This window comes from Acinetobacter sp. YH12120, assembly GCF_013418795.1.
GTDB classification, from domain to species: domain Bacteria; phylum Pseudomonadota; class Gammaproteobacteria; order Pseudomonadales; family Moraxellaceae; genus Acinetobacter; species Acinetobacter towneri.
Window position 1 is genome coordinate 102,450 of the sequence record NZ_VPBI01000006.1, and the last position, 13,220, is coordinate 115,669.

Genomic DNA, 13,220 nt, shown 5'->3' on the forward strand with positions numbered 1-13,220 from the left:
GCAAAATAAGTTTATGCGGCAACGCTTTTAAGAGGTAATTAAAATTCCGTAACTGGCATTTAAATACTGCCCTGTTTTAATAATATCTACCCCGTTGGCATGTTCTACCGTCAGTTGTTGCTGAATCGCATCATAATAAAACCGATCATAACAGTCCTGATGATGCAGCAACCACGTCAAAGTATCTGCTAGATTGTCATCTACAATATACGTTTTTTCTTGAAAGTTTTTAGCCATAAATACGGTCAGTTCAATATTTCTAGGTACTGGATTTTAAGCGGAATACCTTGTGGGATAAAGTGTGCGGAGGATAGAAAATTTAATTGTGCACTTGTATAAATCTAACTTCGTACAGCATGAGAAGTCGCCCCACCAAAAGAGGTGGGAATGATATATGTAGTTTTGAAGATGGATAAGTGCAGTCTAATCTATACATGCAGGCAAGACTAAGCAAAATATTCAGGCTATTAGCCTAAAATAAAAAAGTGAGTCATAAAGACTCACTTGGTTTTAATACAGATTCAATACTTAACATTATTGTGTCTTAGAATCCCCACACTTACGACACTCTAAATGCGCCCCGATTTCTTCCATTGCGTCATATTCATAAATATGGATACAGAAAATTTGCTTTAACAGTTTGATCATAAATGACATTCCTTTTGATTTTTATACATCACGTTTGTGATCTCATCCTGAGATACAAATGTCATCAAGGCTGATTGACATAAACTACTATTATCATATTTAAAAAAAATAGCAAATCTAATTTAGGAACTTTCCGACAAATGACAAATTCATCTGCATACTTGCTGAAATTGAGTGCATAAATAGCTGTAAATTCATTCGCTTATATTATTTCAATTTTCAGCGCACTTGAAACAAAAAAAACTGCTCAAAAGCTAATTTATTAAAAACCAAAGAATCGCAATAGCCAATAACATCATGCTTTCTGTTATTTCAATACTCGCACCAACGGTATCGCCCGTAATTCCACCTAAACGCTGCATAAATTTATATCGCAAATACAAGGTGCTAAGGATAAAAGTCAGAACGGTCACCAAACCCACCCATCCCCAAAGCACTCCTGCAAGCAAGGTCAATGCGATCACAATTTTTGTGCCTTTTTTAGGTAAATACTCCTGAATAGAAGTTCCTAAACCATTGGCACGTAAATAAGGCGTGCTTAAAAATAAAATCAAAGCACTTAACCGTCCCAATACGGGTACAAACAGCAAAAAGGCAAAATACTGTTGTTCAAGCAGTACATATAGCGCAGACCATTTTAATAAGCAGCAGATCAGTAAGCTCAACACTCCAACCGGGCCGCTGCTTGGGTCTTTCATGATGCTTAAGCTACGTTCAGAATCGCCAAAACCGCCGACCCATGCATCGGCAGTATCCGCCAATCCATCTAAATGTAAACCACCTGTCAGCCAAATCCAGAGTACTAAAATTAAGCTGCTACTGAGCACCAAAGGCAGGAATTGCAATAGATGCGCCATTCCCCACAACACAGCCCCGATTAATAAGCCAACGAGCGGATAAAACAACAGTGATTGCGCATTTTGCACTGCAGTTGGTATCTGTTTTAAAGAAACAGGAAACGTGCTCAGAAATTGCAAGGCAATCCAAAAAGGTGTCATGTTTGCCCCTGCATGTGAATCTTGCCATTAGGATGTAACTGGAATGAACTCAATTGCCCCAACGCTGCAGACATTTTTAAAATATCGTCTAAAGGTTGTTTCTGCGCCATCACTTTGAGTAATTTAATTACCCCGCCATGCGTAACCAATAACACACGTTTAGGTTGTTGCTCAAGTTGTTGTAAATATTGGTTGAGATCAGACAGACCCTGCAAAACGCGCTGCTGAAAATTTGGCAAAGATTCTGCTTGTGGTGGACAAAACTGGGTTGGTGTCATCCAAAATTTAGCTAAATCTTCAGGGTATTGTTCATACAAAGTTTGGGTGGAAATAGCTTCCCATGCACCAAAATGCATTTCCTGAAATTGTGCATCAATATACAGTGGCAATTGCTGTTCCAGCGCAAAAGTCTGAGCAATCTGCACACAACGCTGTAAAGGCGAACTCGCTACGATATCCCATCGCTGTCCTGTAGCTATTGCCGTGTTTAAAGTCTGCTGCATGTCTTGCCAACCTTGTAAAGTCAAAGCATCATCGGTTGAGCCACGCAAAGTATGACCCAATTCTGTTTCGCCATGTCTTAATAGGTCTAGCATGATCATAAAGATACTTTCTCACCAATAACCGCAGCTTCGGCAAAAGTCGCCATTTGATTATGCAAGGCACAGGCCAGTTGGATAATGCCCAATGCCGCGCCCGCACCGCTGCCCTCACCTAAGCGTAAATTTAGATGCAGCAAGGCTTGTGCACCTAATGCTTCTAATAAGCGACGATGTCCATATTCAGCCGATTGATGCCCAAACAACATCCATTCTCGGACTTGAGGATTTAAACGCACTGCAACTAATGCAGCAGCACTGCTGATAAAACCATCCACCACCATCGGCAAGCCCAACTGCGCACAGCGAATATACGCGCCCACCATTGCAGCGACCTCCAATCCACCAACTGCACATAAGGCTTTAAAAGCATCATCTTGCACATAGTTCTGATGTAGAGCTAAAGCAGCATCAATCACCTGTTTTTTATGTTGCAATTGTGCAGTGTCAATTCCTGTGCCTATGCCAGTCAAGGCTTCAGCAGGTTCTTGTAATAAAAAGCAAGACAAGGCTGATGCCGAACAGGTATTTCCAATACCCATTTCACCTGCGACATAAATCGAGGCCTGCTGTGCGATGGCATCTTCCACACTTTGACGTCCAAGTGCCATCGCATCTGCACACGCTTGTTCAGTCATGGCGCGGGTTTTAGCAAAATTCGCTGTGCCTGCACGAATACAATGCCGCTCTACTCCTGCATATTCATACGCTTCCCCGACCGAGCCGCAATCCACCACTTGTAAATGCGCCTGATATTGTCGGGCGATGACGCTGATACATGCCCCACCTGTGGCAAAATTTTGTAGCATTTGCCGAGTCACGGCTTGGGGATAGGCGGAAATATTTTCTTCCATCACGCCATGATCGCCTGCGAAAATACATATCCACGGACGTTCAATATTCGGCTGCGTTGTTCCTTGCAAAGCCGCCAGTTGAATCGCAATATTTTCCAATGCTGCCAATGAACCTGTTGGTTTGGTCAATTGAAGTTGTCGTGCAATTGCCTGTTGTTTCATCTGTTCATTTGGCTTTTGACACGCTGCAAACCACCAAGTCATTTCTTCTCTCCTTTTAAAAGCATTGGAAAACCTGCGACACAGAACTGCACTTTGTCTGCAATTTGTCCCAATTGCTGATGTAATCGCCCTGTTTCATCGACAAATTTTCGGGTTATTTCGCCCATCGGTACAACGCCCAAACCTGTTTCATTGCTCACTAAAATAATATCGGCTTGCAACTGAGGTAAAACTTCGAGCAATGCTGAAATTTGTTGTTCGGCAAAGCTTTCTGCAGATTGCATCAACAAATTACTCATCCACAAGGTCAGACAATCTACTAAAATCACAGCATTCGGATGATCCAGCATCTTTAACTGCTCCGCCAAATACAAAGGCTCTTCGCACAATTGCCAAGTCTGCGGACGCTGTTGTTGATGATGCTGAATCCGCGCCTGCATTTCTGCATCGCCCGCTTGTGCAGTTGCTACATAAATGACGGATTTGCCAAGTTGCTGCGCGGTTTGCTCAGCCATACGGCTTTTACCCGAACGCGCACCGCCCAAAATAAGTTGAATCACATGTGCTCCAAAGGAAATTGATGCGTGCTAAATAGCTGACCTTGTAAAGTGTGCGCCTGATAATAACCAAAATTTAAATGATGGATATCTAAATCGAAATATTGCACGGGGAGATTTTGAATACGCTGCAAAATCAAATTGGTTGAACACGCTGTTTGATATAAACCCAAAGTAATATGTGGATGATACTGCAAGGCTGCGATTTCAGCCCCACCTGCGCCAAGTGCCTGACGTATACGCGCCAATTGCTGTGATTGATCTTGCACTTCTACAAATAAAGCACTGTTAAAGCTATTGATGCCGCCCACTTTCAGTTGAAAAGGCTTGAGTTGCAACTGCTGTAAGGCTTGAACTTGTTGTTGAAATTGTGACTCGAGAAAGTCATCTTCCCAATGCTTTGATGCAGCATAAAACCCACAAATATATAAGGTGATATGAAACTGACGTGTGTTTGGGCGAAATAACACATCTGAAAATTGCTGTTTTAATTGTTGTAAATAGCATTCTAAAGCTGGATGTTGAACAGTTAAATACCAAAGCGCATAACGCTCACGCCCACGATGCCATTCAGGATAATCGTGCTGCTCTGTTGGAATAACGTACTGATTGGCTTGAATAAACACGGAATAATTCAATGAATTTAAACGGCTTATGGTAAAACATTCACAACTGAATAGACATGAAAATCATACAATTTATGGTGAATATTTTTTCAGTTTAGTATTTTTAGCGGTAATCCCCCCCTAAAAATAATTTTAGTTTTAATGAGATGGATAAAATTCATAAGATGGCTGAAACAGGTCTGCAATGTTATGCTGAAATGAAGATGATATTTTCTAATCTACATAAGACATTACATTAATGTGAAGTTATATCCCATCAGGATCGGTACAACTGGAGTTTATGATGCAACAAGAATTGATCTGTTATAAGCAACTTCCAATTTGGAATTATGACTCAATTCCACAAGGGTTCAAAAAACAACACAATACCCAAGTCGGCACATGGGCAAAGTTGACTATTTTAAAAGGCGAATTGCATTTTTCGATGCTGCAAGAATCTGGCGAAGTACAATCTGAGCATATTTTTTCTGTGGAAAATCAACCACCTTTTATTGAACCACAAGTGTGGCATAAAATTGTATCTGCCAGTGATGATATTGAATGTCAGCTCAGTTTTTATTGTTTGCCTCAAGATTATTTTGTTAAAAAATACAAATTAAGCCCAACACATTCTGAAATTTTAGAGGCGCTTCCGCAGTTAAACGCGGGTAAAGCTTTGGATGTTGGCTGTGGTACAGGCCGAAATGCACTGTATTTGAGTCAAAATGGTTTTCAGGTGGATGCTTGGGATGTGAATCCGAGTAGTATTCAAAAACTGAATGAAATTATTGCTGCAGAACAGATTTCATCTATTCAAACTGCTGTGCGGGATTTCAATCAGGATGCCACTATTACAGGTGAATATGACTTCATTAACTGTACAGTGGTGATGATGTTTTTGGCACCTAAGACCATTCCTAAGCTTATTCAGCACATGCAGCAAGCGACCAAACCACAAGGCTTTAACTTAATTGTTTGCGCTATGGATACTGAAGATTACCCTGTGCAACAAGACTTCCCTTTTAGTTTTAAAGCGGGTGAGTTAAGTGCTTATTATGCTGATTGGGATATTGTGAAATACAATGAAAATGTCGGTGAATTGCACCGTAAAGATGCAGATGGTAATCGAATTAAACAGCGTTTTGCGACATTGTTGGCGAGGAAGAAGTAGATGTGCAAGTGGAATCTTAAATGAATAAGCTTTTGAGCTGCTCACAGACTACATTTCAATTGCTGACATAAAGCTTAAAATAAAAAACCACTTAGGATTAGTACACCTAAGTGGTTGTTTTATATGGTGGGCCCAGACGTTACCATACTCAATTTTAAGTATATGTTTCATATATATTTATTATTATTGAATGAAATATGATACAAACTCGGATACATACATTATTTATGTTATTTTTTTGTAATTATTTTCATTTAATTTCCCCGCAAACCGAATTACATTTTTTCAGGCTAGTTAATTAAATAACATTTACATTAGACTTCTTGCGTTAGTCAAAATTTAAACAGCAGCAAGCTATATTTTAGAAGGTTTAGCTGATTCAAAAATTAGGTATAAGCATACTTTTACAAGAGATCTAATGTATAGGATCTTTAAACCAAATCCTCGCTTACAGAAACACTCTCGTCTAAACGATACATTTCATCATCTATAATAGCTACTTTTGTAAACTCCCCCCAAAAATCTACAGTTGATGCATCGTATGACTCGACTTCCCATCTAGAACCGTCATCTAAAACAACCACTCTGCCCTCGTATTTAATCTCGTGTATATCACCGACTTTGTGCTGTCCCATCCCAAATAAACGTAAGCCCCACTGTAATATAGCCTGCTGTTCAGATTCAGAAAGACTATAAATACCAGATGCCGCAATTTCCTCAGCTCTCATTAACTTTTCTATTTCAAAATTCATATTTACCACCATTGTTAAAATTTACTTAAGACTTAATGATCTCTTTCACTGTGATTTTCACATCACCACTTGGCAAAGATAAGGTTGTACTGTCATCTATCGTTAGTCCCATTAATGCTTGACCTAAGGGACTATTAACATGTGTAATACCTTCCTGGAAATTGTTAAGATTATTAGAAATCTTAACATTCATTATTTTTTCAGGATGCCTACTATCCAAATATCTCACCAGATCACCCGCCTCTATTATTTCAATAATATTATCGTGTGATTCATTTTCTGTTTCAGATTCAAGTAAATATTGCTTCTCAATATTAATGCTTGTTGGCCGTGTTATTTGGGTATTAATAGTATCTTGTATATCAACAGCCGGTTTTAATACTCTCAATTTTTCCAACAAAATTTGCATTTGTTCTTGCGAATTTTTAAACCAGTCTGTTGACCAAATCCGATGTATATTCCAACCCAAACTTTCTAGAATTTGTTGGCGTAAACGATCACGATCTCTACTAGATTTTGCAGAATGATAAGTTGCACCATCGCACTCAACTGCTAACAAATATTCTCCTGGATTAGCTGGATTTTTGACAGCAAGATCTAAAAAGTATCCTGCAACACCAAGTTGAGGTTCACATTCATATCCATGCTTCTCAAGCGCTTTAATGACTGCTATTTCAAAGTCACTATCAGGTGCTTTGCCAGTTACTTTTTCTTCATGTAAAAAACCAGTTTCGCAGTATCTTAAGAATGCCTTTAATGCAGTTACACCTTTACTACTTGATTCAGATGATAAAATATCAGATGAATTCATAGATGAAATTACATGCATTCTCTTCTTTGAACGGGTAAACAGTACATTGAGTCGTCTCCAACCTGAACTTTGGTTAATCGGACCAAATCTTTGAAATACTTTACCCCCAACCTGTGACGGCCCATAAGTCATGGATATGACAATAACATCTCTTTCATCACCTTGGACATTTTCAAGATTCTTAACAAATACAGGTTCATGAGATTTCATTTTTTTATCATAAAGATCCTGCAACCTAGAATCTTTTGATAGTCTGAGTTCTAATTGACTTTCGATTTCATCCCGTTGCTGACTATTCATCGCAACTATACCAATTGACTCTTCTTTATCTTGAAGAATTAATTCACATACTTCATCTACAACACTTTGTGCTTCTTTATAGTTTCGCCCTGAATCAAATATGCCAGATGCCTTCTTATATCGGATACCAAGTTCTGGAGAACTTTGAATAGGTGATGGGAACAAAACAAGGTCAGAGTCATAAAAGTATTTATTAGAGAAGGCAATTAATGATTGATGACGCGAGCGATAATGCCAACGTAAACGCCTCTTCTTAAACATTGAGACTGAATCTAAGATACTTTCAGCATCCTCTACTCCAACAAGTTCATCTTCATTTGCATCGTCAAAGTTAACTGATGTGCTGAAAAAGCTTGTAGGTGGTAATTGTTTTGGATCACCGACAATAATTGCACTTTTGCCTCTAGCTAATGCTCCAATCGCATCTTCTGGCAAAATTTGAGATGCTTCATCCATCACAACCAAATCAAAATCAAAAAGTCCTGGCTTTAAGTACTGAGCAACAGACATAGGACTCATCATGAAACATGGTTTTAATGCTTGAATTGATTTAGGTGCTCTTTCTAGCAAAGACCGAATTGGAATATGTCTTGTTTTTTTTGAAACCTCTTTTGCAATTAATGAATATTCTGTTAAATCAGATACTCTACCATAAGCAATCCCTACAGGAACATCGACTGATGAGGCATTACAAGCAATCTGCTTTCTTTGTAATACTAGTAATTCATTATCATAATTCTGAAAATTACTAACCATAGTCGATAATTCTATACCGTTATATTTTTGAATCAGTGTATCTGTATTAATAATATGCTTTGCTAAAGAACTATATAAAGATAGTTGCACCACGTCAGCAACTGAATACCTCTCTAATTCGGCATTTTCCAACTTTTTAATAATGCATCTTAAACCAGAATTTTCAGCTTTATTCTTAATAGTATGGTAATTACTCCATGTAAATAACCAATCTTCATTCTCTAAAGCTAAATTATTTCTTTTTATCGTTTCAATAAAAGAATTTTTAAGCTGATTGGTCCAATTTGCTTCAACATTAGAATGCTCTTCAAATTGTTTTCTTCTTATTCCTTCATTTTTGAAATGATGAGAGATTTCATCTAAAGATTTTTTTAATCTTTGATAACTTTCCTTATCTGATATCTTAGATAGTTTCTCTCTTAAAATTCCGAATGAATCAGAAATTATATTTAAAAGCTTAAGAGTCTTTTGAGCGCGATTTAGTTCAGCAACATTAATTTCCCCTTTTAAATCATCAAAGTTCCATTCTTTAGACAATTGAGGATAATTTTTTCTAATTTCATTAAATCGAGTTACTTTTACTACATTAGCATCAAATAAAATTAATTCATTTTCAATACGAGCTAATGAAGATTTTTTATCAATAATAAAGGGCCCAAGTTTTAACTTTAATTCTTTAAGAGAAATTAATGTACGAGAAATCTCACTTTCATCATCAATAATTTCGTGGACGTTTCTCAAATAACTAATTTTACTTGCATATAAAGTAGAAAAGCCCTGCAGTAAATTCAATAAATCTTTAATCTTAGGTGCAACTTTACGATCATATTCTTCAATGATAGATTTTACTAAGTGGCTCTCTAATCTTAAGATAGCAGAACCTATCTTCACCTTCTCATCAAAACCAATACCATATTCATGACGAACGCCTTTGTACCAATCACGCAATGTTTTAATATCATTTAATGGCGTATTAACTCCATCATACATATGATTTAATATTTTATATTTATCATTCAATTTATTTGCAGAATCAATACCTTTCTTAAAATCTATTAATTTAGAAAAATTATTTTGTATTTCAATAAGTGGAGTACCTTCATTTTTACTGATACCTAATATAAACTTTCGAGCGCTCCACCAACGCATCGTAAAATATTTAAAAAATCCACCTATACATATATTTTTGTAATTTATCTCTAAGTCTTCCACACTAGGCAAGATCTCTAATTTGTACAGTCTTTGACAATCTTGATAGTTTTGATGCAACTGTTTAAATATTGGTTCAAAATCAACTATAAACTGATCAATACTAGATTCATCAAATATTTCATTTCTATGTTTTAGAAGATCAAATGGCAACCCTTTTAAATGTCCTACCAATATCTCCATAGCTTTAAAATTTTCTTCTGAATATCCAAACACCTTCTTAAGTTCAGAAGGTATATTCTTTTCAATTAGTTCAATATCAGGCTTTAAATCCAACAAAGCAGTCTTAATTTTTTCTAGTTGGTGTATCGCTTCATCTATATCTTCTAAAGTGATACTTTTATCAAATGCTTTGCTTTCATTTATCAAATTCCTAATGATTTCAACTTCACGAGAATTTGACTCTCCAAGATATTCTTTGTTAATTACCGCAACAATTACTCTGTAGTTTTTATTAATTTCATCATACAAATTAATGTATTCAGATAGCAAACTAATATTATCGATTTGATCATTAATTAAATGATAAGATATTTCCTCATCGAAATTTGGTAATTCTTTTGCATTATTAGTTACTCTTTCAACTAATTCTAAATTCACATCATCACAAAAAAAAAGCTCAGAAAATAAACGTTGTATTACTGTTAATTCATAGTTCCACTCTTTAAGAAATTTCACAATTTCTGCTTTTTCAGAATCAATTAAGTTTACCTTATTAACCCCAAACCAATAGTGTTTATAGATCTCCTTGTCAGGGCATTGATCTCGAGTTTGTATAAATGAATTTTCTAACAACTTCCCCCAATCAATATAGTTTTGGATATCATCCTGATTTAATGTAATCAAATTTAAATTATCGATTAATACATCTTCAGGATTTATATCCAATAAATTCTTGAAGTAAGTTGCTTTTGTTAAAATTTCATGTGCTGTATATTTCGTCTCTCCCCACTCTTTATTAATTCTTTTTACATATTGATTTAAATAATTTTTACTTAACTCAAGTTTGTTTTTTGTGATTTGTATTTCATGTATTTTAGCATTGTGCTCCAATTGCTTATATTGTTCATTTAAGTCATGTAATATTTTTAACTTATTAGACTTATGACTATGTAATTCTAAACAGAATCCACCTAATCCAGCTTTATCTAGTCTATCTTTTACTACATTTAATGCAGCCATTTTTTCAGCAACAAAAAGTACTTTCTTGCCATCATTGATTGCTGCAGCAATTAAATTTGTAATTGTTTGAGATTTACCAGATCCTGGAGGACCTTCAATAACTAAGTTTTCCCCCTTTACGGCATCGATTAAAGCACTATGTTGAGAACTATCAGCATCGTAAATGATTGGGAATTTTTCATGGATATCTTCTATATCATCAATTTCATATTCAGAGTCGAAACTATGAGACTGACTTTCTTTGGCCACCTTACTAAATAATTGTTGAATAACTGGATGATCTTCTATTGAATACCCTTTAGGCCAATTCGTAGGATCAAGATCCTGATACATTGCTTGCTTAGAAAAATTTAGCAAGCACATACAGACCTTGCGTTTAATACTCCAACCTACTTCATGAGACAAAATATTTTTTTCAATTAAGTCAAAATAATCTTCTGGCGTACTTTCTTCATCCAATAAAGGCAATTCTAAGCCAAATTCATTTTTTAACTTTTCATGTAATGTAACGTTACTTAATAATCCTTCATCTGACATAGATAATTCAAAATTATCATAGCCCCCATGTTTTGTTTTTGGCTTTTTTTCAATTTTTACAGGTAGAGTGAAAAGTGGAGCTAACCGTTTCAGATTTGAATCTTTACTTTCAGTCCATTCTAAAAAACCAATCGCAATATATAAAACATTCGAACCTGTTTCATTTATGAATGATTCGGCTTGTTGTCTAATATATTTAACTCGAGTTTCTAAGTCCTTTGGATAAAGTAAACTCTGTAAAACATGTGTATTTTCAGGTTTTGATGAATTACTCGTATAATTGTGACTCAATTCAAAACTAATCTCATAACCTAAATGCTTTGCCCAAGATTCAACACTTGGTCCGTGATCTTTAATACCACTACCATTCTTTTCCTCCACCCCATAGTAGCTCTTGAGCTCTGCATCTAATGGTTTAGGAATTGGTAGTAGATCTATTATTTTTCTGTCATTTAATGCTTTGAATATAGAGTTTGGTGTAGTTTCAATGAACTGAAGGCACTTACCACGTGGAAACTTATAATTTAACAGCGAATTTCTTGAACTTAAATCCAATAGTCTCTTACGAATCGACTCCAATGAATCATATGCAAATGTTGCTGTACCCTCGGTCATTTAGTCTAAAAACCTCTAAAATTCAAAAAAATATTTTTACATTGCTCTTTTATGATAATAATTTAGCATTTTTTTAATAGTTGATAAACCTGTATCGCTAAATGATCATTTCACTCTACGCTGGCGTTTTTCTCAAACTGGATCTTTGGCCTCTCATCTCATTTTCTGTCATGGTCACCTCGATTTGGCTCATAGTAGTTTGGGGATATCGGGGGGCTTGTGAACCTGATCAGAGTCATGCTGGGTAACTTTCGAAATGATACAGCCAGTAATGGAATGATTGGCTTAAACAGAATGCGGGTTAATCAAAAAATGTCAGCTGTTCTGTTTTTTTTACAAGTAAACTTTCGTATCTTAGTAAAGTAAATCTATAAATATTATGTTCTGCCCAGACATTACCATAATCTAACTTAAATCATTGTTTTAAAGAAAAATTATTTCAATAAAGTAAAAAAGATACAAACTTGGATACATAGGTTATTTTTGTTGTTTTTTGTAAAAAATTTAATTTCATCTAAATCAATAATACTTTGAAAAAATTTCTGTCTACTAATAATTCTATATATATAAGGATTTTTTAGTTTTATGATTTATGTAATTTCTCAATATTCCAACTGACAAAACTGACAAAACTATGTTCTGTCAGTTTTGTCAGTATGGTTTTAGATCATTTCATAAATTTTTGGATTTATCCAATATCGTTTTGTCGGTCGTCCACCTTTTAAGGTCGCTTCAACTTTTTCAACGTGTACCCAACATATTTCATTTAAGATATCTAATGCTTCATATACATGTTGTATGTCTGTTAATGATTTCCAATTTTTACGAAATACCTCTCTAGCACTAAAACCATCTGTCCGCCATTTATCTGACTCTGGAAGTTTTTTCAATTTGTTAGCTAATGTACTTGCTCTAAAGTTAGAAGAATGTAGTACAAGTCCATAAATTCTTCTTGCATGACTTTCTAAATATTCACACCACTCAATTGCCATTTCAGTAGCTCGCTTGCTAACTCTACCTACGACCCCTAAATTTATACCGTCAATAATATGAAACAATAATGCCAATCCTGACATGAGTTTAGGATATTTAGATAAATGCTCTTGGATTATTTGATGTTCTTCATTCTGTATTTTCTCCTTGTGAAGTGCAGTAGTCCATTCAATAAAAAGATTTTGAGCTTCATCTGAAAATATAAAATATGGACTCTTGTTATAATTATCAGAGCTATTCGCCCCCATACTACAAAGAGAAACTTCATCGAGTTTATCTATACTTTCAAATATTGAGTCAACCGCGTTTCGTGCATCATTATTTGGTATTCGGTCAATATACTCCCAATTTTCAACATCAGGGTACACAAGTAATTGAAAGCGCTGTATAAGCCCATCATTTCCTAAACCTTTTATTGCTGGTTCTAGGTATTTAATTAATTTATCAGGCTGAATGCAAAATCAACACTTA

10 protein-coding genes are annotated in these 13,220 nt (G+C 35.6%); 1 reads left to right on the plus strand and 9 read right to left on the minus strand.

The features are described from left to right. Positions 1 to 27: 27 nt before the first annotated feature. From FTU58_RS06255 to FTU58_RS06280, 6 genes are all read right to left on the minus strand, one after another. The gene (locus tag FTU58_RS06255; protein WP_004976903.1) at positions 28 to 237 is read right to left on the minus strand and encodes a hypothetical protein; all 210 of its coding nucleotides are present in this window, start codon (positions 235 to 237) and stop codon (positions 28 to 30) included. Positions 238 to 902: 665 nt separating this feature from the next. Beyond that, complete coding sequence (locus tag FTU58_RS06260; RefSeq protein ID WP_179990261.1) at positions 903 to 1,646, minus strand: adenosylcobinamide-GDP ribazoletransferase; 744 nt, start codon at positions 1,644 to 1,646, stop codon at positions 903 to 905. Then, a complete protein-coding gene (locus FTU58_RS06265) occupies positions 1,643 to 2,248 on the minus strand; it encodes a histidine phosphatase family protein (RefSeq protein ID WP_180062213.1) in 606 nt (201 codons plus the stop codon). The genes FTU58_RS06260 and FTU58_RS06265 overlap by 4 nt, the downstream gene beginning before the upstream one ends. Beyond that, positions 2,245 to 3,303, minus strand: a complete 1,059-nt coding sequence (gene cobT, locus FTU58_RS06270) for a nicotinate-nucleotide--dimethylbenzimidazole phosphoribosyltransferase (protein ID WP_004976913.1) — start codon at positions 3,301 to 3,303, stop codon at positions 2,245 to 2,247. The genes FTU58_RS06265 and cobT overlap by 4 nt, the downstream gene beginning before the upstream one ends. Further along, positions 3,300 to 3,821 (minus strand): bifunctional adenosylcobinamide kinase/adenosylcobinamide-phosphate guanylyltransferase, encoded by a 522-nt coding sequence (gene cobU / locus FTU58_RS06275; protein WP_096901203.1) that lies wholly within the window; start codon positions 3,819 to 3,821, stop codon positions 3,300 to 3,302. The genes cobT and cobU overlap by 4 nt, the downstream gene beginning before the upstream one ends. Further along, complete coding sequence (locus FTU58_RS06280; protein WP_180062214.1) at positions 3,818 to 4,444, minus strand: 2'-5' RNA ligase family protein; 627 nt, start codon at positions 4,442 to 4,444, stop codon at positions 3,818 to 3,820. The genes cobU and FTU58_RS06280 overlap by 4 nt, the downstream gene beginning before the upstream one ends. Before the next feature lie 283 nt (positions 4,445 to 4,727). On the opposite strand from FTU58_RS06280, the gene tehB reads away from it, so the two are divergent. Next, complete coding sequence (gene tehB / locus FTU58_RS06285; protein WP_180062215.1) at positions 4,728 to 5,594, plus strand: SAM-dependent methyltransferase TehB; 867 nt, start codon at positions 4,728 to 4,730, stop codon at positions 5,592 to 5,594. Positions 5,595 to 6,025: 431 nt separating this feature from the next. On the opposite strand, the gene FTU58_RS06290 is transcribed toward tehB, so the two are convergent. The 3 genes from FTU58_RS06290 to FTU58_RS06300 all read right to left on the minus strand — a co-directional run bounded on the left by FTU58_RS06290 (position 6,026) and on the right by FTU58_RS06300 (position 13,204). Beyond that, positions 6,026 to 6,346, minus strand: a complete 321-nt coding sequence (locus tag FTU58_RS06290) for a hypothetical protein (protein ID WP_127801373.1) — start codon at positions 6,344 to 6,346, stop codon at positions 6,026 to 6,028. A 25-nt stretch (positions 6,347 to 6,371) separates the two neighbouring features. Then, complete coding sequence (locus FTU58_RS06295; protein ID WP_180062216.1) at positions 6,372 to 11,756, minus strand: DUF4011 domain-containing protein; 5,385 nt, start codon at positions 11,754 to 11,756, stop codon at positions 6,372 to 6,374. Positions 11,757 to 12,418: 662 nt separating this feature from the next. Then, entirely contained in the window at positions 12,419 to 13,204 is a 786-nt protein-coding gene (locus tag FTU58_RS06300; protein WP_180062228.1) for a DUF3987 domain-containing protein, read from the minus strand. Positions 13,205 to 13,220 lie beyond the last annotated feature (16 nt).